The 20397-nt window shown below is 60.9% G+C and carries 22 protein-coding genes and 1 pseudogene; 15 read left to right on the top strand and 8 right to left on the bottom strand.

Annotated features, from left to right (window positions below; all coding sequences use genetic code 11):
• Nucleotides 1-2: 2 nt before the first annotated feature.
• The 5 genes from ABIE33_RS32780 to ABIE33_RS32760 form a co-directional block, all read right to left on the bottom strand.
• Nucleotides 3-725 carry an ABC transporter ATP-binding protein gene (locus ABIE33_RS32780; protein WP_057210435.1) on the bottom strand — a complete coding sequence of 241 codons (723 nt, stop codon included), beginning with the start codon at nucleotides 723-725 and terminating at the stop codon, nucleotides 3-5.
• A gap of 3 nt (nucleotides 726-728) precedes the next feature.
• A complete protein-coding gene (locus ABIE33_RS32775) occupies nucleotides 729-1508 on the bottom strand; it encodes an ABC transporter ATP-binding protein (protein WP_429132818.1) in 780 nt (259 codons plus the stop codon).
• Nucleotides 1509-1512: 4 nt separating this feature from the next.
• A complete protein-coding gene (locus ABIE33_RS32770; protein WP_429132816.1) occupies nucleotides 1513-2493 on the bottom strand; it encodes a branched-chain amino acid ABC transporter permease in 981 nt (326 codons plus the stop codon).
• Nucleotides 2494-2497: 4 nt separating this feature from the next.
• A complete protein-coding gene (locus ABIE33_RS32765) occupies nucleotides 2498-3364 on the bottom strand; it encodes a branched-chain amino acid ABC transporter permease (RefSeq protein ID WP_429132814.1) in 867 nt (288 codons plus the stop codon).
• A gap of 69 nt (nucleotides 3365-3433) precedes the next feature.
• Entirely contained in the window at nucleotides 3434-4633 is a 1200-nt protein-coding gene (locus tag ABIE33_RS32760; protein WP_429132813.1) for an ABC transporter substrate-binding protein, read from the bottom strand.
• A gap of 207 nt (nucleotides 4634-4840) precedes the next feature.
• On the opposite strand from ABIE33_RS32760, the gene ABIE33_RS32755 reads away from it, so the two are divergent.
• The 4 genes from ABIE33_RS32755 (at nucleotide 4841) to ABIE33_RS32740 (ending at nucleotide 9489) form a co-directional block, all read left to right on the top strand.
• Complete coding sequence (locus ABIE33_RS32755) at nucleotides 4841-5053, top strand: hypothetical protein (protein WP_429132811.1); 213 nt, start codon at nucleotides 4841-4843, stop codon at nucleotides 5051-5053.
• A gap of 152 nt (nucleotides 5054-5205) precedes the next feature.
• A complete protein-coding gene (locus tag ABIE33_RS32750; protein ID WP_429132809.1) occupies nucleotides 5206-6624 on the top strand; it encodes an aldehyde dehydrogenase family protein in 1419 nt (472 codons plus the stop codon).
• 26 nt (nucleotides 6625-6650) lie between these two features.
• Nucleotides 6651-7871, top strand: a complete 1221-nt coding sequence (locus tag ABIE33_RS32745; protein ID WP_429132807.1) for a mandelate racemase/muconate lactonizing enzyme family protein — start codon at nucleotides 6651-6653, stop codon at nucleotides 7869-7871.
• A 7-nt stretch (nucleotides 7872-7878) separates the two neighbouring features.
• A complete protein-coding gene (locus ABIE33_RS32740) occupies nucleotides 7879-9489 on the top strand; it encodes a GMC family oxidoreductase (protein ID WP_429132805.1) in 1611 nt (536 codons plus the stop codon).
• Between the two features lie 121 nt (nucleotides 9490-9610).
• On the opposite strand, the gene ABIE33_RS32735 is transcribed toward ABIE33_RS32740, so the two are convergent.
• Complete coding sequence (locus ABIE33_RS32735) at nucleotides 9611-10663, bottom strand: hypothetical protein (protein ID WP_429132803.1); 1053 nt, start codon at nucleotides 10661-10663, stop codon at nucleotides 9611-9613.
• Nucleotides 10664-10922: 259 nt separating this feature from the next.
• Complete coding sequence (locus ABIE33_RS32730; protein WP_429132873.1) at nucleotides 10923-11783, bottom strand: hypothetical protein; 861 nt, start codon at nucleotides 11781-11783, stop codon at nucleotides 10923-10925.
• Here ABIE33_RS32730 and ABIE33_RS32725 point away from each other — a divergent pair.
• Nucleotides 11743-11859 (top strand): hypothetical protein, encoded by a 117-nt coding sequence (locus tag ABIE33_RS32725; protein WP_429132802.1) that lies wholly within the window; start codon nucleotides 11743-11745, stop codon nucleotides 11857-11859. The genes ABIE33_RS32730 and ABIE33_RS32725 overlap by 41 nt on opposite strands.
• 108 nt (nucleotides 11860-11967) lie before the next feature.
• Nucleotides 11968-12549, top strand: a complete 582-nt coding sequence (locus ABIE33_RS32720; protein WP_429132800.1) for a dienelactone hydrolase family protein — start codon at nucleotides 11968-11970, stop codon at nucleotides 12547-12549.
• Nucleotides 12550-12747: 198 nt separating this feature from the next.
• Here ABIE33_RS32720 and ABIE33_RS32715 read toward each other — a convergent pair whose 3' ends face one another.
• Nucleotides 12748-13824, bottom strand: coding sequence for a D-alanine--D-alanine ligase family protein (locus ABIE33_RS32715; protein ID WP_429132798.1), 1077 nt, complete (start codon nucleotides 13822-13824; stop codon nucleotides 12748-12750).
• On the opposite strand from ABIE33_RS32715, the gene ABIE33_RS32710 reads away from it, so the two are divergent.
• From ABIE33_RS32710 to ABIE33_RS32670, 9 genes and pseudogenes are all read left to right on the top strand, one after another.
• Complete coding sequence (locus tag ABIE33_RS32710; RefSeq protein ID WP_429132871.1) at nucleotides 13823-14056, top strand: hypothetical protein; 234 nt, start codon at nucleotides 13823-13825, stop codon at nucleotides 14054-14056. The genes ABIE33_RS32715 and ABIE33_RS32710 overlap by 2 nt on opposite strands.
• 175 nt (nucleotides 14057-14231) lie before the next feature.
• Nucleotides 14232-14486: pseudogene (locus ABIE33_RS32705) on the top strand (GntR family transcriptional regulator); the annotation flags it as partial.
• A gap of 195 nt (nucleotides 14487-14681) precedes the next feature.
• The gene (locus ABIE33_RS32700) at nucleotides 14682-15740 is read left to right on the top strand and encodes a PLP-dependent aminotransferase family protein (RefSeq protein ID WP_429132866.1); all 1059 of its coding nucleotides are present in this window, start codon (nucleotides 14682-14684) and stop codon (nucleotides 15738-15740) included.
• A 447-nt stretch (nucleotides 15741-16187) separates the two neighbouring features.
• The gene (locus ABIE33_RS32695) at nucleotides 16188-16976 is read left to right on the top strand and encodes a helix-turn-helix domain-containing protein (RefSeq protein WP_429132796.1); all 789 of its coding nucleotides are present in this window, start codon (nucleotides 16188-16190) and stop codon (nucleotides 16974-16976) included.
• A gap of 89 nt (nucleotides 16977-17065) precedes the next feature.
• Complete coding sequence (locus ABIE33_RS32690; RefSeq protein WP_429132794.1) at nucleotides 17066-17980, top strand: helix-turn-helix domain-containing protein; 915 nt, start codon at nucleotides 17066-17068, stop codon at nucleotides 17978-17980.
• 166 nt (nucleotides 17981-18146) lie between these two features.
• Nucleotides 18147-19067 (top strand): helix-turn-helix domain-containing protein, encoded by a 921-nt coding sequence (locus tag ABIE33_RS32685; protein WP_429132793.1) that lies wholly within the window; start codon nucleotides 18147-18149, stop codon nucleotides 19065-19067.
• 214 nt (nucleotides 19068-19281) lie between these two features.
• Nucleotides 19282-19938: a hydrolase gene (locus ABIE33_RS32680; RefSeq protein ID WP_429132791.1), complete on the top strand. Its 657-nt coding sequence runs from the start codon at nucleotides 19282-19284 to the stop codon at nucleotides 19936-19938.
• 79 nt (nucleotides 19939-20017) lie between these two features.
• Complete coding sequence (locus ABIE33_RS32675) at nucleotides 20018-20305, top strand: DUF1427 family protein (protein WP_429132789.1); 288 nt, start codon at nucleotides 20018-20020, stop codon at nucleotides 20303-20305.
• On the top strand, nucleotides 20305-20397 hold a 93-nt coding region (locus ABIE33_RS32670; protein ID WP_429132864.1), incomplete at its 3' end, for a twin-arginine translocation signal domain-containing protein. The genes ABIE33_RS32675 and ABIE33_RS32670, both read left to right, overlap by 1 nt.

The raw sequence follows: 20397 nt of genomic DNA, 5'->3' as shown, positions 1-20397 counted from the left end.
ACCTACACTTCGCCGCCGAGATAGAGATGCCTGACGCGGTCGTCATTCAGCAACTCGACCGAATTTCCGCTGAGCGCCACCTTGCCGATCGTCAACGCGTAGGCACGCTGGGAGATCCGCAGCGCCATGCGCGAGTTCTGCTCGACAAGCAGCACGCTGACCTTTTCGTCGCGATTGATCGCCACGATCGACCGCGCGATGTCTTGGACCAGCTTCGGCGCGACGCCAAGCGACGGTTCGTCGAGCAGCAGCAAACGTGGGCGCGCCATCAGCGCTCGACCGATCACCAGCATCTGCTGCTCGCCGCCGCTCATCGTCCCCGCCTGTTGCGAGTAGCGCTCCTTAAGCCGCGGGAAGCGCGTCAACACCATCTCCATACTTTGCTGTATCTCAGCCTTGTCGGAGCGCGTGAAGGCACCCATCAGAAGGTTGTCGCGCACCGTCATGAAAGGGAAGACACGGCGCGCTTCCGGCACCATGGAGATGCCCATGCGGACGATCTCATCCGGCGCGATGCCGTCAATGCGGTTGCCGCGATAGCGGATCTCGCCCTTGCGGATCTTTCTGAGGCCGGTGATGGCACGCAGGATCGACGACTTGCCCGCCCCGTTGGCGCCGATTAGCGCAACGGTCTCGCCTTCCTTCACCTCGATCGACACGCCTTTCAGGGCATAGACGTGGTCGTAATAGAGCTCGACGTCATCGAATTTGAGAAGTGGTTCCATGGCCTACAATCCGATCGATTCGTCTTCGGCCCCGAGATAGGCTTCGATGACCTTGGGGTTCTGCTGGATTTCCGCCGGGGTGCCTTCGGCGATCTTCTGGCCGAAGTTGAGTACGACGATCCGGTCGGAAATGTTCATGACGGCCGGCATATCGTGTTCAACCAGGAGTACGGTAATGCCGCGTTTGCGCAGCTTGCGCACAATTTCGACCGCGCGCCTGGTCTCGTCGTGGTTCATTCCCGCGAAGGGCTCATCGAGCAGGACGACGGTCGGATCGGTGGCAAGCGCGATGGCGATGCCCAGCGCCCTCAGATGCCCGTGGGGCAGGTTGCTGGCGATCTCGGCCTCCATCGCTCCCAGCCCAAGGAAGGCGAGAATTTCATCGGCGGATCTGCCGAAGGCGTCCAGATCGCGGCGCGCCGAGGCACTGCCGAAGTAGAAGCCGACGAGGCTGGCGCGGGACCGAAGATGGTGAGCTGTAACGACGTTGTCGCGCACGGTCATGTCCTTGAAGATTGTGGTTTCCTGGAATGTCCGCACCACACCCTTTCGAGCGGTGATGTGCGGGGACAGGCCGGAGATCCGCTCGCCCTTGAACCTCACTTCGCCTTCGGTCGGCCGCAGGAAGGAGGCGATCAGCTTGAACAGCGTCGACTTGCCGGCGCCGTTCGGCCCGATGACCGAAAGGATCTCGCGCTCGTGCACCGAAAAGGAGACGTCGTTAACCGCGACGAGCCCGCCGAAACGTTTGGTAAGGCCGATGACTTCGAGAATGTTGGACATGGTGCTAGCCGCTCCTCTTTCCGGGCAGGGCTAGGCTCAGCAGGCCGTTGGGTAGGACCAGAATGAGCATGATCAGCACTGTCGAGAAGATCAGGAGCTGGAATTCGCCCGCCTGGAACAGCACGTCCCAACCGAAATAGAGGACAAAGGTCCCAAGCATCGGTCCGAGCACGTAGCCTAGCCCGCCGAGGAAGCAATTGAGCATGAAATTGACCGAGTCTGCGACCGTGAAGCTCGACGGATAGATCGACTGGGAGATCGATGCGAACATCGCCCCGCCGACGCCGCCGAGGAAAGACGAGAGCGCATAAGCGATTACGCGGAGGTAGGCGATATTGACGCCGATCGACGAGGCGAGCTCCTCGTTCTGCTGCAGCGATTGGCAGAGCTGTCCGATGCGCGAATGGGCGAGCCGATAGAGACCGAGGAAGCAAAGCGCCATCAACAACACAGCGACGATGTAGAAGGCAAGTCGGGGATTGGCGAGGCTCGAAAAATCCGGAACGAGGGTGATGCCGAAAAGGCTGATGCCGGTCGGCAGGGGAATGCTGACGATGCCTTTTGCGCCGTTGGTGATCGGCATGGCAAGCGCAAGCAGGCGCGCGACTTCCGTCAACACCAGTGACACCATGGCAAAATAAACGCCGCGCAGGCGCAGAATCGGCAGACCGATGAGAACGCTTGCAACGGCACAGAACAGGCCCGCCAGAGGCAGGGTCAGCCAAAACGACACGCCGTAATTCGTCACCAGGACGGCGGAGACATAGCCGCCCATCAGCGCGTAGGCGCCTTGGCCGATATTGATGCGACCGATATAGAAAGTGATCCACACGCCCGCGCTGATGATGCTGAGAAGGGCGACAGAGGTCAGCGTATAATAGAGGTCGCTCCGGCCGGTGGCGCTGATCAGCAGCGGGACGGCCAAAAGCAGCGCCAACAGGAACAGGGTGGCGGCGGCGATCCTGACGGTCGACGATTTGCGCATGACATCAGCCCCACGGTTTGCCCATCAGCCCGTTCGGGCGGATGCTCAGGAAGACCATGAGCAGCGCGAAGATGACGAGATAGGTGACGTCGCCATATTCGCGCAGCACGGTTAGACCGACCGATTCCATCATGCCGAGGATGAAACCACCGGCAATTGCGCCACCAACTACGCCGGCGCCGCCGATCATCACCATCAGAAACGCCTTGATCGAAATCGGTCCGCCGATGCCGGAATTGACGCCGGTGATACTGACGAGCAAGCCGCCGACGACACCGGCGAGCATTGCCCCGAGTGCGAAACCGATCATGGAATAGCGCTCGACCTTGACACCCATCAGCTGCGCGGCAATTCGGTCTTGTGCCAGCGCCCGCATGGCGCGGCCCGGTTTGCTGTATTGCATATAGAGTATGAAGGCGACGATCATCAGTATCGCGATCAAGCCGACGACGATGCGATCGTAAGGCAAGATCACGCTGTCGGAGATGAAAACGCCGCTGACTATCTTCGGCACGCCGCGCTGTTTCTCGCCGAACAGCAGCAATATGAGGGCATCGAGGAAAAATGCGGTGGCAGCGGCGAGCAGCATCGTGCTTTCCTCGCGCTTGCTGCGTCGGATCACCGGCCGGAAAAGGAATTTCTCCATCAGCGCGCCGACGATCGCCAGCGATACCCCAGAACAGATCAGCGCAAGCACGAAGGGCAGCTTGAGCTGACCGTAGATCGAGTACGTCACGAAGCCGCCCAGCACGTACATCTGCCCATGCGCGAAGTTGAGAACGTTCATGAGCGCGAAGATCAGTGTCAGCCCGAGCGCGATCAGCGCATATTGGGCACCCAGATACAGTCCGTTGGCAATGACCTGTTCCATGGCGGAAAATCCGATCACCGGGGAGGTTCGGGACCGGTCCCGAACCTCGATTGACCTAATCAGGCAACGTCAATCCACTTCGCCGACGAACAACGTCTCGAACTTGCCGCCCTTGAACTCAGTCACCACCATCGGCACGGAGACCTGGCGCTTCTGGCCGAAGGAGGTCATGCCGACATATTTCAGCATGCTGTCCTTGGCGTAGGGATTGGGCGCGGAGAAGCTGTCGATCGTCTTCTTGAACTCCTCCACGTCGTCTACCGCCTTGGGGTTCGCCTTGAGCGTTTCGATGATGTATTCGAGCGCGTAGACCTTGGTGTTGGACTCATCGTTGTATTCGCCGAACTTCTTAGTGTAGCGTTCGATGAACTCTTCCATCAGTGGCGTACGGATCTCCGGCGTCGAAGCGCCGCCGACCGAGATGAAGCCGTTGGCGAGTTCGCCAGCGCCTTCCTGCAACACGGTCGCGTCCTGCGCCGTTTCTGCCGAAATCAGGCCCTCATAGCCGAGTTCGCGTGCCGCGCGGATCAACAGCGGCGCGTTGGCGGGGGCCACACCGGACAGGACGAGCAGATCCGGCTTCAACTGGACGATCGGCGTCAGCACCGGTGTGAAGTCGCGTGTGTCGTTCTGGTAGGTGTCGGTCTCGGCGACCACCTCCAGCCCAAGTTCCTTGGCGGCAGCGACGCCGCTGTCACGCTGGCTGATCGGGTCGGATTCGTTGGCCGCGATGAAAGCCACCTTCTTCACGCTCTTGTTTTCCTTCAGATATTTGTAGATTGCCGGTCCGGACTGATAATTGGCGACCATGCCGAGGACCGCATTCGATGCCGGTGCGACATAAAGCGATTTGGGGAAGGCATAGGGGAAATAGATGATCCCCTTGGATTCCGCCACAGGACGAACGGCCGCCGCGCCGTCATCGACATTGGGTCCGACGACATAATGGATGCCCTCCTGGGCCATCTTCTCCATGCCGGCTATGGCCCGCTTAGGATCCTTCTGGTCGTCGAAGGTCACGATCGTGATGTTGTAGGTGTCGTCGCCGATCTTCACGCCGCCGGCCTCGTTGAGCCAATCTGCGCGCGTCTGCATCGAGCGGACGTTGGATGTACCCCAGGCCGCGGCGGGACCGCTGGTCACGCCGACGAAGCCAATCTTGAGTTCTTTGTTTTCCGCTTGCGCGGGAAAGGTGCTTGCGACTGCAATTGCCAGGATCGAAACGGCGCTGAGCGCCAACGATTTCAATGTCGAGCGTCTGTTGATCATCTCACTCCCCATTTTTGGCATCCGGCGCCAAGTGGCGTGACGGGCTATAATAAGGAAGCGCTAAAATAGAAAATTGTCAACATCAGAGACAAATATTGTATACGATATGAGGCTCACGGGAGGCTTTTGGACGCTTCTCGATCGCCCGCCGAGAATCTACGGTTGTCCATCAGGTTGCGCTAAAAGCCTCCCCCTGAAAGCCTGGATGTGACCAAGGATTCCGACAGCATTCACCTTTGGCATCCCGCCTCCGAAGAAACAGCGTTGTTAGTGGGGAACGGCAAGCCGCTGGCGGTGAGAGAGTTCCAGGTCAAGGGCTTCGTGAGGCTCAGAATACTGTCTTGCCAAGGCGAGCCTTCAGCAGAACTTTGCAAACAAGCTGTACAGGCCGCCGAGTGCGCGATTCGGCTTCATTTCTGATGCCGCGGCGGCCGAGATTGTCGAACGGCGCGGGGCGGCGAAGATGCTCCTTGACCCGAGCCACCCTTACACAAGAACATTGCTCGATGCTGCTCCAGGCCGGGGCACGTTCTGAAGCCTGTCCCATGGCGGAAACATAGAAGGATATCGTCTTGATCGATTATCGAAACTTTGTCGCCGGTACGTTTCAGCCCGCGTCGGACCTGGTCCCGGTGCTCGATCCCGCAACCGGAGAGACCTTCGCGCGGGTTCCCGCGGCAAGTGCGCTGGAGGCAATCGCAGCGGTTGAAAGCGCAGCCGCAGCGCAGAAGACGTGGAAAGCCTTGCCGGCGATCGCCCGCGGGGATGCCTTGCGTCGTTTTGCGGCGGCGATCGAAGCGCGCGCCGGCAAGATCGGCGCGGCGCTCGCCCTTGAGTCCGGCAAGAGCCTCGCCGATGCCACGGCGGAGGCGATCTATGGCGCCGAGCTGATGCGCTATCATGCGGAGTGGGCGCGCCGGATCGAGGGGGAAGTGATCCAGAGCGACAATCCGGGCGAGACCCTGCTTTTGAAGCGCGAGCCGATCGGGGTTGTTGCCTGCCTCATCCCGTTCAATTTTCCGGTCTATACGCTGGCACGCAAGATTGCCCCCGCACTGATCGCCGGCAACGCCGTCGTGGTGCGGCCGAGCAATTCGACGCCGACCTCCGCTTTCGAGATCGCCGCGGCGGCGCTGGAAGCCGAGCTTCCACCCGGGCTGGTCAACATCCTGACCATGTCGCATGACGTCGCCGCGACACTCTGCACCCACCCGTCGGTCGGCATGATAACGCTCACCGGCAGCCTGCAGGCCGGCCGCGTGGTTCTCGAATATTGCAAGGCCAATATCGCCAAGCCATCGCTGGAACTCGGCGGCAAGACACCTGTCATCGTCGAGCCCGATGCGGATCTCGATGCGGTTGCCGCTCAGCTTGTTGCCGCCAAGACCAATCATTGCGGGCAGGTCTGCACGGCGCCGGAACGGGTCTATGTACACGCTTCCATCCACGATGCGCTTCTCGAGCGGCTTCGCGCCGGCTTTGCCGCAAGGGCGTTCGGCGACCGTGCCGGCGACCCGTCGCGCATGGGGCCACTCGAAACGAAATCGGCGCAGGTCAATGTTCACTCGATGGTTCGCCATGCGGTAGAGCAGGGGGCACGCATCGAGGCTGGCGGCGTACTGCCGGAAGGCGCGGGCAACTACTATCCGCCAACCCTGCTTTCCAACTGCCGGCAGGACATGGACGTCGTCGCCGAAGAGGTGTTCGGCCCGGTTCTCGCCGTGCTTTCCTATGACAGCGCTGAGGAAGCCCTGGCGCTTGCCAACGATCACCAGTTCGGCCTGAGTTCGGTTCTCTTCACCAACAACTACAGCACGGTCATGCGCTTTGCCGATGCCATCGAGGCCGGCGAACTCTATGTGAACCGTTTTCCTGCGGATCCCTATCAGGGATTCCATGCAGGCTGGAAGCGTTCGGGTCTCGGAGGCGATGACGGCAAGCACGGCATGCTCGAATTCACACAAACCCGTCTCGTGGTGCTGAAGCACTGATCGGATTCGCCAGAAGGAACCTCAACATGCAGATCGCGTCGCTCGCCGTTCATGTCGTTGCCGTCCCACCGCCCCATATCGGCGGCATGTACTGGATCTTCGTCAGGCTCACCACGAAGGACGGTATCGAAGGGGTCGGGGAAATCTACGCGACCGCCTTCCATCCGAACGCGTTGGTGCCGCTGATCGAGGACGTCTTCGAGCGCCATCTCCTCGGCCACGATCCGCACGATATCGAGCGCTTCTGGCGCTCGGCCTATTCGAGCGGCTTCACGCAGCGCCCGGATCCAACGATCATGGGCGTCGTCTCCGGTCTCGAAATCGCCTGCTGGGACATCGTCGGCAAGGCTGCCGGCCGGCCGGTGCACAAGCTGTTGGGCGGCCTCGTGCACGAGAAGCTGCGCGCCTACACCTATCTCTACCCCAAGAATGCGGCCGGCGAATACGACTACAACGATCCAGAGCTTGCGGCCGACTTTGCTGCGGAAATGGTCGACCGGAAGGGCTTCACGGCCGTCAAGTTCGATCCGGCCGGACCCTATACCGTCTATTCCGGCCACCAGCTTTCGATTGGCGTCATGGAGCGGTGCGAAGAGTTTTGCGCCAAGGTCCGTGCTGCGGTTGGCGGGCGTGCCGACCTGCTCTTCGGCACCCATGGCCAGATGGTGCCGTCCTCGGCCATTCGCCTTGCGCGTCGGCTCGAAAAATACGATCCGCTCTGGTTCGAGGAGCCGGTGCCGCCCGGCCAGGAGGCAGCGATGGCGACGGTCGCCAGTGCAACCTCGATCCCCATCGCCACCGGCGAGCGGCTGACGACCAAATACGAGTTCCAGCGCGTGCTTGAAACGGGCGCAGCGTCGATCCTGCAGATGAACGTCGCGCGGTGCGGCGGCTTGCTGGAGGCAAAGAAGATCGCCGGTATGGCCGAGGCGCATTATGCGCAGATCGCGCCGCACCTCTACAACGGACCGATCGGGGCGGCGGCCAGCATCCAACTGGCGGCGGCCACCCCCAATTTCCTCATCCACGAGGCGATCATCGACTTCTCAGGCTTCTACGCCGAGATCCTCAAGACGCCGTTGCAGTTCGACGATGGCTATCTCATCCCGTCAAGCGAACCGGGGCTCGGCGTGGAGCTCAATCTCGAGGTGGTTGAAAAGCATTCGCCCTACGAAGGAAAGCGTCTGCACCTGCAGATGGACGACAAGCCCGCCGACATCAAGGCATTTGCCCCGGCGCGCGGTTGAGGAACACATGACGACTTACGACTACATCATTGTCGGGGCGGGATCCGCCGGCTGTATCGTTGCGGCACGGCTGAGCGAGGCAGGCAAGCACAGCGTGCTTCTGCTTGAGGCGGGCGGCAATGACAGTTCGCCGTGGTTTCGCATCCCGGTCGGCTATGCGCGGTCCTACTATGACCCGAACGTCAACTGGATGTACTGGACCGCGCCGGAAGCCGCCCTGAACAATCGCCGCATCTATGCGCCGCGCGGCAAGGTGCAAGGAGGTTCGGGTTCGATCAACGCGATGATCTTTGTGCGGGGCGCCGCGGCGGATTTCGACGACTGGGCCAAAGCCGGCAATCCCGGCTGGGGCTATGAGTACGTGCTGCCCTATTTCAAGAAACTTGAAACCCATGCGCTTGGCCAGTCCGAATTTCACGGCGGGGACGGACCCATCCACGTCACGCCGATGCGCGACCAGACCCATCCGATTACCGCGCGGTTCCTTTCTGCCTGTGCCGAACTGCAACTGCCGCTCAATACCGACTTCAATGGCGCGTCGATCGAGGGCGCAGGGATTTACGATATCAATACGCGAAATGGCGTGCGCTCGTCCTCGTCGTTCGCCTATCTGCGGCCGGCTCTCAACCGCCGCAACCTCTCCATCCTCCGCAAGAGCCACGCCAGACGGGTCGTCGTCCAGGAAGGAAGGGCGACCGGCGTGGAGGTGGCCACACCCGATGGGGTGGTATTCTATTCCGCCCGGAACGAGGTGATCCTATGTGCCGGGGCGGTCGATACGCCGAAGCTGCTGCAGCTCTCCGGTATCGGCGATGGCCTAGAGCTGCAAGCGTTCGGGATCCCCGTCGTCCGGCATTTGCCGGCGGTTGGGAGAAACCTCCAGGATCATCTTTGCGCGAGCTTCTACTACCGCTCGAGGGTTCCGACGCTGAACGACGAGTTGGGAAGCCTGTTCGGTCAGGCTCGGCAGGCGCTGCGCTATGTGCTGACAAGGCGTGGCCCCTTGGCCCTCAGCGTCAACCAGGCCGGAGGCTTCCTGCGCGGCGAGCCGGGTGAGGAGAGGCCGAATATCCAGCTCTATTTTAACCCGCTTTCCTATCGCATTCCGTCCGACCCGCGCGCCGGTCTGAGGCCGGAGCCCTATTCCGGTTTCCTATTGGCGTTCAATGCATGCAGGCCCACAAGCCGCGGCAGTGTCACGATCGCGTCGCCCGATGTCACCGTTGCACCGCGCATCAACCCCAACTACCTAACGACTGCCCATGACGAGGCGGAGGTGCTTCAGGCAAGTCGGCTTGCGCGCAAGATCATGAGTGCGCCGGCAATGCGGTCGATTACTGCAAGCGAAATGCCTCCTTCCGCCGAAGCTTCCACCGACGCCGAGCTCCTGGACTACTTTCGCGAGCATAGCGGTTCAATCTATCACCTGTGCGGCACCGCAGCGATGGGGCCGGATGCTTCCACCGCAGTCGTTGATTCATCGCTGAAGGTGCATGGGTTGCATGGGTTGCGAGTAGTTGATGCGTCGATCTTCCCCAACATCACGGCCGGAAACATCAATGCCCCGACGATGATGGTCGCCGAAAAAGCCGCGGCTATGATCATCAAAGGAAGCTAGCCCCCCGCAGTCTCGTTGTTCTTGCGCTTGACGATCGCGGCCGCGCCGCTGGGTCCTGCGCGAGAACGGCTGCTCGTCGCCGAACACTGAGTAACACTGCGCCATCATATGCATGGGGCCATTACTTGACAGTCACCTCGAACGCGGCGGTCACCGACGGCGTTTCTGGGCGCGAGCGGTCGCGGAAGATGTATGCTACGACGTAGTCTCCCGGGTCGTGCAGGGCGATGCCGGCAGTCGCGAAATTGGTAAAGTACTTGGTGGAAACCGGAAACGGCGGTGCAGATTCGGCCCTGAACACGTGCGCGTTGGGGAATGTTCTGAGAACCTTGCCAGCCCGGTCTCGTACCTCGATATCGAGCCCGATCTCGTAGCTTGACATCGGCGTGCCGACGTTGATCCGTCCGACATTCTCGAAATAGGCATAAATGAAGATCTCTTCGCCCGGCGCGAAGACGTTTGTCGGGCGCTCGGCAAAATCTCCCGGCTTGGATGCCGCCTTGTCTGCCAATATGTGCCTGGCGAGCTTCATGGGCGGCAACATCGCCTGCATCGCGACGGTGGTAGCGTCGACGCTGACCGGCGCAGCCCGCTTGCCGTCCGGGGCGGTCGGAGTCAGGAAATAGGATTGTACCATCGCGTAGCAATGGGCTGCGGCCTGTGGGTGGTCGATCAACAGGATCACACCTCCCTGCATCGCTCGGACCGCGCCTTCCGAGCCTTGCTCGACAAGCGCGCACATCGGCCACTCGGCGACAACTTGCGACCCCTTGGAATTCGCATCGTTGCGCAACTGCTCCTTGAACGAGGCCAGCGATCGCCGGAGTTCGGTGGGGTCCTTGGCCACTTTCTCATTCACCAGGTAGATCGGCTTTTGCGCGTTTGCCTTGGCGACATCCTGCTGTGCCTGACTGACGACCTGCTTATCTCCAGCGAAATTGTAAGTATGCACCAGCCTCCCATGATCCTTGATGGCATCGATCGCCGCCTGCCACGCGGCAGTGTCGAAGCCACCGCCATAGGTTTGATCCAGAACGAAATAGGCTGGAATCTTCCCCTCTTCGGCTACGGCTGAAGAAATCAAGTGGCCGGATAGCGCTAGTGCGGACAGCAATACCTTCATCGGGGGCCTCATCAAGGATATACCCAAGTGATAACCGACAGGGAAACCCATGGTAGAACCTGGCAGCCGGTGTGGCAACCACCGATCACGGGCGAAGTGAAAGCCCGCTGGCGACCGGAACGAACCAGTCTTGAAATGCCAACCGGTCAAGCCGCGCGCGAACGGGTTCTGGCGGCTTTGCCTAAAGGCACCTGGTGCGCTCGGTTAGGCATCAGACGGGTGGGATCCGTCATGGTCGCCACGCAGGTGTTGATACGGTGTATTCCCAGATGTGGCGGCGATCTGGTCGACCGTGAACCCGTGCCTGGCATCAACGAGCTATGCCCACCGTCCGTCGCCCGAGACCATCTCCGATGGCATCATGCGCGTGAACCAGTTCAGTGGTGGAAGCTCGGCCCATACGACCTCGCCGGCCGGCGACGCGGTGGGCGCGGGCGGTCTTCGGCTCGAAACCCGCTTCATCATGGCGGAGAAGGCGCTTGGCGTGTAGCCGAGATCCGATGCGAATGCCTTGATCGAGTTGGGCCTGGGCATAGGACACCCTCACCAGATCCATCCATTGTCGATAGGACATGCCGAGCTCGCGGCTGAACAGCCGCGCGACTGTGCGTGCGGCGCTGCCGTATTCTGCCGCCAGGTGTGTGAGGGGATAGTCGACGGCGAGATCCGCCATGACCTTCTGGCACAGCTCGTAGAGCTTGGGTTCCTTTGGCATCGGAATGGGTGAGAGGCGGACGCGGGCCTCGATGATCTCGGTTCGCAGCAGCTGGAGCATCAGCTGCTCTCGCTCCGTCCGCGCCCCGGACGGGTCGAAGGTGAGCACATTCAAAAGCAGCGCCCGGAGCAAGGGGGATACCTCCAGGACACTGCAGTCCAGCGTCTCAAGGCCCGCCGACGTCTGCAGCATCAACGATGAGATATTGGCATCCGTCAACATGCGGACTTCATGAACGCAAAATGCGGGAAGCCACATCGCCCGGTAGGGGGGAATGACCCAGTTGCCGCCGTCCGTTGCGACGCCCATGACGCCGGATGCGGCATAGAGCAGTTGAGGGAAGGGATGGAGGTGTGCCGCCTTTGACGAGAACGAGCGAGGCAGCTTGTCGGCGGGAAAGCTGGCTGACATCGCCGTGCTGGATAGACCGTATCTGACAATGCCGGTATCCGACATCCATAGGCTGCGCTCGGTGCTGACGCTCCTTGGTGGCAGGGTCGTTCACGACGAGTTCGGCAGGAGCCAAGACTAGCTGGGTCGCAGACGTTAGGTCTATAACGTGTCCGCATTCTTCCCGGCGAGGCGACCGAGCCGTGGAGTGATCAAACGCGCGTCCGACCATTACACCCGGAGACTCCATATGGCTGAGGTCCTGTTGTTCCACCACGCACAGGGGCTGACCCCGGGTGTGCGGGCTTTCGCCGACGACTTGCGGGCCACCGGTCACATCGTGCACACGCCGGACCTGTTCGACGGACGCACGTTCCAGAGTATCGACGAGGGCCTAGCCTACATCGGTAAGATCGGATTCGACGAAATGCGGGAGCGCGGGGTCCGTGTCGCGAACGACCTGCCTCCCGGACTCGTCTACGCTGGGTTCTCGTTCGGTGTGCTGCCGGCACAGAAGCTGGCACAGACGCGGCCCGGAGCCCGCGGAGCCTTGCTCTTCTACTCTTGCCTGCCGATCAGCGGCGAGTGGGCCTTCGGGCCTTGGCCGGACGGCGTCGCGGTCCAGATCCACGGTATGGACAGCGACCCGATCTTCGTCGGGGAGGGCGACATCGACGTTGCCCGCGAGATCGTCGAGAAGGTCGAGGGCGCGGAGCTTTTCTTGTACCCCGGCGATCAGCACTACTTCGCCGACAGCTCGCTCCCGTCGTACGACGCGGATGCGACCGCGTTACTCACCATCCGAGTGCTCGAGTTCCTGGATCACGTCTGATCCATACCGGCCGTGGCATAGTGGTTCTGGTTGTCGCAACGCCCATCGCGAACCGGCGGCCAATAGAGACGCGCTGGCTTGCAAATTGCGGCTCTCCATTTTGCCGACAGGCCTGCCAATTGGATGTCGTCATAGCCGACCAGGACTGTGGGCGGATCCGTTGATCCGCCCACCGGCTGAAGGGTCTGCGTTTGCATGTCAGGCGCTTCGGCCGGCGCGTGTCAGGCCATGCGCAATGAGCCTGTCGATGATTTCGGCATAACTGACGCCGCTTGCCGCCATCGCCTTGGAATACATGCTGATGTCGGTAAAACCGGGGATGGTGTTCACCTCGTTGACAACGAACGTCATCTCCATCGTCAGAAAGAAGTCGACACGCGCCATGGCATCGCAGCCTAAAGCCCTGAATGCCCTTGCAGCCGCCTCCCTCATCTCAGCCTCAACTTCGGGCGGCAGTTCCGCTGGAACCTTGAGCGCGGCGCCGTCCTCGTCGATATATTTTGCGTTGTAGCTGTAAAAGCCGTGGGATTCAGCCGGGATGATCTCGCCCGGGCGAGAGACGAAAAGGCCACCTTTCGGATCTTCCAGCACGCTGAATTCGATCTCGCGCCCGGAGACATATTCCTCGGCAAGCAGCTTGCCATCATGCTGGAAACCTTCGGCCAGCGCCGGTGCGAACTCCTGGCTGCCCGATACCTTTCTAACGCCAACTGATGATCCTTGCCGGGCCGGCTTGATGAACAGCGGCAGCCCGAGTTCGCTTTCGAGCACGGCGAGATCGGGTGTCGTATCCTGGAGGATCGTAACCGAGCGCGCGACCGGGAGGCCGGCGGCCCGTAAAAGCTGCTTGGCAATATCCTTGTCGAGTGCCGTCGCCGACCCGAGAATCCCGCAGCCGGCGAGCGGTACGCGCGCCACCTCTGCAAGCCCCTGCACAGAGCCATCTTCACCATGAAGGCCGTGCAAAACCGGAAACAGAATGTCGATGCTGCCGGCATCACTCATCTTTCCTTCGGCCGAAATCGCCACCATCCGTCCGTGTCCGCCAGGAACAAGACTGACCTGCGTGCCGCTCGCAGGTTTGGCAAGCACACCATCGTCGAAGTGGCTCAACAGCCATTGACCTTCGCGCGTCACGAAAATCGGTACGGCATCATATTTTGCAGGCTCCAGAGCGCGCATGACATTGGTAGCCGAAAGCACGGAAACGTCGTGTTCGGCCGAGCGTCCACCGAAGAGGACGGCAATACGCAGCCTGGTCGAAGAAGTGGTCATGAAGGTCTCCAAAATGATAGAGCGTAAAAGGTCAGATACTCACGGCAATGCCACGATTGGCACGAAAGCGGTGGAAGACGGCAAGCGGCCGCGTGACGTCCGCCTGGCTTTCCAGCTCGTGCCCGGACGGGTTGTGGAAGCGGATCGTTTCCGCCACAAGGGATCGGCGAGAAGAGCGGAGCTACCTTCCGCCAGTAGCGCCAAGGCCAGCTCCGGCGTTCCCATTGGCTGAAACAGGGTATCCGGACATTCCACATTTCGATGTTGTCTCCCGTATTGGTGTCCCGTGCGGGTGCCGACGTCGTTATGACGAAGGCTTGAAAGTGGCCTGATTTAAATTCAACATGTGAGAAGATTACAGAGCCACTATTGACGAGTTTGATGAGCCACTCTGGCGGAGGGCACCCATGGCACTGAAACGGCGAAGGGAGAGCCCGTCGGTGGGTTTTCGGCCAAGCATCGATACCTTGTCGCCAGCACCCTTGGTGAGACAGCTCTATCTTTGTCTGCGCGGTGCAATTGCGGACGGTCGGCTGGATGCGGGGCAACGGCTGCCATCAACACGTCTGGCGTCGAAGGAATGGAAGCTTTCACGCGGCTCGATTGCCGAAGCCTATGAAATCCTCGTCGCGGAGGGTTTTGCCGTCGCCCGGCATGGGTCCGGTACCTATATCGCGTCAGGCGTTCCAGGCGGGCTCTCCAGGATCGACCATCGCAATGCGACGACCAGCTACTCGACCCACCGCGCTGTCTCCGCCGCTGCCACGAGAATTCTCACCTCCGGGCCTAGCCTAGAACCGCAGAAGGTTTTGCCGTTTGTCACGGGGCGTATCGCCCATGACGATCGGACAGCGAGATTGCTGAACCGCATCGCCGGCCGGCACATGAACTATGCCGCTGGAGGCTATGGCGACATTCAGGGCGAATTCGAGCTGCGAAGCGCCATTGCGGCCCATCTGGCGGCCTCACGCGGGGTGCATTGCGCGGCCGAGCAGATATTTATCACGGCCGGGACACAGCAAGCGCTTGATTTCGCGTTCCGCGTTCTGATGACGCCGGGCGATACGGCTATCGTCGAAGACCCCTGTTATCCGCCGGCCCGACAATGCCTGGCACTGAATGGCATAAAAGTCATCGGTCTTCCCGTGGATGCCGACGGCATCATGACGGAAAAGCTGGCTGCCTGCTCCCTGCCGCCGACACTGTTCTATGTGACGCCATCCAACCAGTACCCAGTCGGTTCCGTCCTCTCACTGCCCCGGCGGCTGGAGTTGCTCGCCTATGCGCGAGAAAATGGCTGCTGGATCGTCGAGGACGATTATGACAGCGAGTTTCGCTACGATGGGCATCCGATCGCATCGCTTCAGGGCCTCGATCAGGCCGGCCGGGTCCTCTATACGGGCACATTCAGCAAGGCCCTGCTGCCGAGTCTGCGCATCGGCTATCTCGTCGTTCCGATTGATCTGGTACCGGTATTCAGGGCCGTGCGTCCCGCGCTTGACCGTTGTCCTCCAACGTTTCAGCAGCGTGTCGTCGGTGACTTTTTCAATGAGGGATATTTTCCCGCGCATCTGCGCCGCCTCAGAGAGCGTCTGCGTACCTCACGCGATTTGCTTGCAAGTCTCTTGAAAGAGCGCACCAGCGAACATCTCCGGATTTTGCTGCCGGATCAGGGCATCAATCTGACCGTGCACAGCACGGGGACCTGGAGCAGCGACACCGCCGTCTCACAGGCTGCGCTAAAAAAGGGCGTCGTCGTGATGCCCCTTTCCCGCATGAATGTCGCTTCATCGGACACATCCAGGTTGCTTCTTGGATTTTCGGGACTCTCCGAGCAGGAAGCAGATATGGGGACCAGGATTCTGGCGGAGCTCTTCAAGCACGGGGATTTTCGCAAATCGCCCGATGTTAGCTAGAATTAGGCGGCCGATTAATGCGACGTAAGCTGGTACCGATCGGTAAGCTCTTTCATCTTGCGATTTTCGCCGCAACAACGGCTTGAAGTGCCCGAAACGGGGTCATTCGCAAATGACTGCCAAAACGTCTGGCCCAGAGCGCTTTTGGCCCGGTGGATCCCATCATATTGAACGACGGTCTCCCTTTTTGAACGTTCCCGACTGAATCCGCGCGAAGCCCTTGTCGCTGCGCGCGGATTGCCCTTACGGTGGGGCGAAAGATGAACCGGTAGATAGCAATCCATGAGCTCAGAGCGATCGCGAAAAACGGTCTCGTACCATGATGGGTCTTGCATGCCAGTCTCGGATACTCCGAGGTTTTGATCAAATGTTCGCAATGCTTTGGCATGACGCAGTGCATCGTTTGGGAGGCTGGCGTTGACTTCTCCTTGTCCGGAAATGGGGTGCGTGGGGCGCTATTTTGGAACGCCGGACGCTCCGTGCCTCACGACGATCCCGATGGAGGCCGCCGTCTTTTCGGTCACACGAATTCGAAAGCGTTTGACGCGGGCGCTGCAGCTGGAGGTGGCTCTGCCCGCATGCGAAGCCTATTTTCTTATGCTGTACCTTGAGGATGCCGAACACGCAGACATCAGGGCAAACGGCGCGAGGTCGCCTGCTCGCCGATACGCGCGCGGCTCGATATGTCTCGTCGATTTGCGCAAGGGGGCCTCGATCTCGCTCCATAGCGACCTGAACGCGCTCGCCTTCGTCCTTCCCAAGAAGCTGATCGCGGAAGTCGCCGCCCTGTCGCCGACGGCCAGGCCACAACGGCTGATGTGCCGGCGGGGCGAAGCGGACTCGATACTGTGCAGTCTCGGACTGGCGCTCCTGGCTCTTTTCGAACGTGTGGACAGCACCCCGCCCGAGCTGCTGCAGCATGTCGCCGTGGCCGTTTGCGCCCATCTTCTGCACCACCATTCGGCTGAGATGCAGGGCGACGCAGGCGGAATTCCTTTCGACGGTTCCAATGATCCGACGGCTTCCCACAATCGGCAGGAAGCGACACGGGCGCCCCATCAATTGCAGATGCGCCGGCGCGTTGCTCAGGCCAAGCAGCTTCTGCACGCGAGTTCACTGCCTCTGGGCTCGATCGCGTTCCTTTGCGGCTTCAGCAGCATCAGCCATTTCACGACGGTGTTTCTGGGGGAGACCGGTACGACACCGCAAGCTTGGCGGAGCGCACCTCTGCATTAGCGCCGCTTGTGGGACGGAATTGATTGTTGGCGGCAGCATATCGTATTCTGCATTGCCTAAATGCCTGGTGACACCTTCGGGGAATTTTGTTGAGCCTAGAGCCTCGTCCAGAAACGGCCAGCGAAGTGGGCGCCTTGCGCCGATCGATGCTGCGCGTTCCCCCTATAACCCTGACGCGGTTGAGAAGTGACGCGGACGACATCGGCCCGGCGATCGCCAGCAGGCGGGAGGAGGCATTCAACGTCATCACGCAACTCAGTGATTTTCGCCTGCATCGGTTGTGGCGGGGCGACACCCTTGTCTTTGAAGGAGGGCATCGCAAGGGAGCGCTTGCCATCACCGACCTGCGCGAGGAATGGCGCTGCCATCACCTGTCGCCCTTTGACAATGTTCGCTTTCAGATACCGTTCTCGCAGATGCGCGCCTTTGCGACTGAGCAGGGCCGGCCTGACTTTACCGGTCTGCGCTGTCAGCCGGGCGCGTACGACGGCGTCATGCTGGGGCTAGCGCAGGCATTGCTTCCAGCGTTCGAGAGGCCGCAAGAGGCAAGCCAGCTTTTTCTCGACCAGGTGAGCCTGGCGATTCTGACACATTTGATGCAGACCTATGGCGGGCTCTATCTACCCAAGGAGCGCAAGGGGACGCTGGCTGCGTGGCAAGAGAAAAGGGCGCTCGACTTTCTCTCATGCCATATCGATGGGCAGTTTTCGCTCAGCGAGCTTGCCGAAGCCTGTGCGTTGTCGAAAAGCTATTTCATCAAGGCTTTCAAGGTGAGCTTCGGCTGTACGCCTTTGCGATGGCTGGCCGAGTATCGGGTTACCCGTGCCAAGGAGCTGTTGTTGAAGAACGTGCCGATCGCAGAGATTGCCATATCCTGCGGCTTTGCGGATCAGAGCCATATGACCAAGACATTCGCGGCGGTCACCGGCGAAACGCCTGCGCGCTTCCGGCGTGCCCGGCGCCCGCAGCTGGAGAACCGCGGCCGTGTAACGGAAGACGAATAGTCGCGATGCTATCGACAAGACAGCCATTCGGTTCATATGATCGTGATGTTCGGACGCAATGCTGCACAAGCGCGCTGACGAAACGACGTTGCGCAAAAGCCAAGACCGCCGCAGTCGGCGCCCTCGTGGTAGCGGACAGGCAGCGAAGTTGTGGGGAGGCAGAGGCATGACAGCAGCTTCTTCGATCGCGATCGCACCTCCGCCCCGCGACAGTTTCGGGTGTACATTGGCTGGCCTCGACGAAGACCGACGGATCGATGGCGCCGGATTGACGTTTTATCGCAAGAAAGCGCAGGCGGCACCGCGGGAGCGCGTGCACACACCGGCCAACAATCGCGGTTACCTGCTCGGCCTGTCGCTGTCGGGCGGCCATCGCCGGCGGATCGTTCACGAACACCACGAGACAGTGCATGAGTTCGACGAGAACGCCGTCTATCTCCGAAACTTTCACGATCCCTATCGGGCAGATCTTTCCGGCAGCTTCAATTTCGTGCTGCTGGAGGTGGGCTACAGCGCGATCGAGCGGATGGCCGACTGCGCCGATCTGAGCGGTGTCCGCGAACTGTGCGCGGTCGGCGAGCGGGCCGATCCCGTGTTGGGCGGGCTGATGGCGGCGCTGTTTGCCAATATGAATGGTCAACTGGAGAGAAGCGCACTGTTCGTCGACCAATTGTCGGTGGCGATCGGCATCCATGTCGCTCAACACTACGGCAATGCCAGCCACCGCACGACGTCGGGGGCGGCGATCAAGGGGCGCAGGCTCTCGGCACGCAGCCTGTCGATCGTGCAGGAGCTAATGCGAAGCCGGCTTGGCGGCGATCTGTCGATCGAGGAACTCGCTGCGGCCTGCAATCTCTCACAGGGCACGTTCCTGCGCGCCTTTCGCCAGACGCTTGGCATCACGCCGCTCCAATGGTTCCTGCAGCAACGATTGGACAAGGCGCGCGACATGCTGGAGTTTTCGTCGCTGACGATCGGTGAAATTGCGGTCGCTAGCGGCTTTGCCGATCAGAGCCATTTCACGCGTGTCTTTGCGCGGGCGACGGGAGCGTCCCCTGGTGCCTGGCGGCGTAGTCGCAGGCTCTAGCGGTTTTGCCGCGCGCGGGCCTTGCCTGCGGCGGCCTCGATATCACCCTTATGCCGTTGCTTCCAATATGACTTTTGCGCTTTGCTTGCGACGCATCGGGGGCAGAATGTTCAAAACATCAGCATATCCGACAAGAACGGCCAGCCCGGCACGGGCATAGTCCGGTCATTCCCTGCGGATCTTCAGAATCCAAGACATCGAGGAGGTGACGACCATGACCTTAAACGCCACGCCGACCCCTGGCAGCCTTCTGGTTTCGCCGAAAGACCACACGCTCATCATGATCGATTTCCAGTCGCAGATGGCTTTTGCTACGAAGTCGATCGATGCTGTCTTGCTGCGCAACAACGCGGCGCTGGTCGCCCATGCCGCGGCCGGCTTTGGCGTATCGACCATCCTGACGACGGTGGCGGAGAAGGCCTTCTCTGGCCCGATGTTCAGCGAGATCACGGATGCTTTTCCAGGCCAAGGTCTTCTCGACAGGACATCGATGAACACCTGGGAAGATGCGGCCGTCATCGACAAGATCAACGCCATCAGCAAGAAACGGCTGGTATTCTGCGGCCTCTGGACGAGCGTCTGCATCGTCGGTCCGACGCTCTCGGCGCTCGACCAGGGCTTCGAAGTCTATGTGATTGCCGATGCCTGCGGCGACGTCTCGGACGAGGCGCATGATCGGGCGATGGACCGAATGGTGCAGGCCGGCGTCCGGCCGATGACCTCGCTGCAATACATGCTGGAACTCCAGCGCGACTGGGCCCGCACCGAGACCTACGACATGACGACGGGCATCGCCAAGAAGTTCGGTGGCGCCTACGGCCTCGGAATTATCTACGCCAAGACGATGTTCGGCGCCTCCGAGGGCCACTGATCGTCGTCTTTCCGAACGTTGCCGTCTCGCCAATCGGCGGGACGGAGAAGCGGCTTGCCCGTCCCGTGAGGAGATATCGATGAAAATGTACCTTCTGTCGCTCGGTGTCGGTCTGCTGGTTGGTGTCATCTACGGACTGCTCAATGTGCGCTCGCCTGCGCCGCCCGTCATCGCCCTACTTGGTCTGCTCGGCATTCTCGTCGGCGAACAGGCCGTTCCGCTCGTCAAGCGATTGGTCTCGGGCGCGCCGGTCAACATCTCCTGGTTCAACAGTCGCTGCGTGCCCCATGTTTTCGGTGCGCTACCGACAGGGACCGACCATGACGTGGCGAGGCGCGGCCGTCCTTCGAAAGGGGAGGTGGGCTGATGCCGACCCGCCGCAGTTTTCTCGGTGCGACCGCTGCCGCCCTGACCTTGGGTGGCGGAGTCGCCACGCGTGCTCAACAGGAGACCCGTTCG

The sequence above is a fragment of the Ensifer sp. 4252 genome (genome assembly GCF_050434565.1).
GTDB lineage: Bacteria > Pseudomonadota > Alphaproteobacteria > Rhizobiales > Rhizobiaceae > Ensifer.
The sequence above is the reverse complement of the archived record's forward strand: the minus strand, read 5'-3'. Positions and strand labels throughout refer to the sequence as shown.

Bases quoted from the DNA above. Each gene is read 5' to 3' on its own strand.
- ABIE33_RS32685 (WP_429132793.1), top strand. From the start codon at position 18,147: ATGACAGCAGCTTCTTCGATCGCGATCGCACCTCCGCCCCGCGACAGT.
- ABIE33_RS32745 (WP_429132807.1), top strand. From the start codon at position 6,651: ATGCAGATCGCGTCGCTCGCCGTTCATGTCGTTGCCGTCCCACCGCCC.
- ABIE33_RS32730 (WP_429132873.1), bottom strand. From the start codon at position 11,783: ATGTCGGATACCGGCATTGTCAGATACGGTCTATCCAGCACGGCGATG.
- ABIE33_RS32680 (WP_429132791.1), top strand. From the start codon at position 19,282: ATGACCTTAAACGCCACGCCGACCCCTGGCAGCCTTCTGGTTTCGCCG.
- ABIE33_RS32760 (WP_429132813.1), bottom strand. From the start codon at position 4,633: ATGATCAACAGACGCTCGACATTGAAATCGTTGGCGCTCAGCGCCGTT.
- ABIE33_RS32775 (WP_429132818.1), bottom strand. From the start codon at position 1,508: ATGTCCAACATTCTCGAAGTCATCGGCCTTACCAAACGTTTCGGCGGG.
- ABIE33_RS32770 (WP_429132816.1), bottom strand. From the start codon at position 2,493: ATGCGCAAATCGTCGACCGTCAGGATCGCCGCCGCCACCCTGTTCCTG.
- ABIE33_RS32710 (WP_429132871.1), top strand. From the start codon at position 13,823: ATGAAGGTCTCCAAAATGATAGAGCGTAAAAGGTCAGATACTCACGGC.
- ABIE33_RS32715 (WP_429132798.1), bottom strand. From the start codon at position 13,824: ATGACCACTTCTTCGACCAGGCTGCGTATTGCCGTCCTCTTCGGTGGA.
- ABIE33_RS32765 (WP_429132814.1), bottom strand. From the start codon at position 3,364: ATGGAACAGGTCATTGCCAACGGACTGTATCTGGGTGCCCAATATGCG.
- ABIE33_RS32780 (WP_057210435.1), bottom strand. From the start codon at position 725: ATGGAACCACTTCTCAAATTCGATGACGTCGAGCTCTATTACGACCAC.
- ABIE33_RS32740 (WP_429132805.1), top strand. From the start codon at position 7,879: ATGACGACTTACGACTACATCATTGTCGGGGCGGGATCCGCCGGCTGT.
- ABIE33_RS32735 (WP_429132803.1), bottom strand. From the start codon at position 10,663: ATGGGTTTCCCTGTCGGTTATCACTTGGGTATATCCTTGATGAGGCCC.
- ABIE33_RS32675 (WP_429132789.1), top strand. From the start codon at position 20,018: ATGAAAATGTACCTTCTGTCGCTCGGTGTCGGTCTGCTGGTTGGTGTC.
- ABIE33_RS32720 (WP_429132800.1), top strand. From the start codon at position 11,968: ATGGCTGAGGTCCTGTTGTTCCACCACGCACAGGGGCTGACCCCGGGT.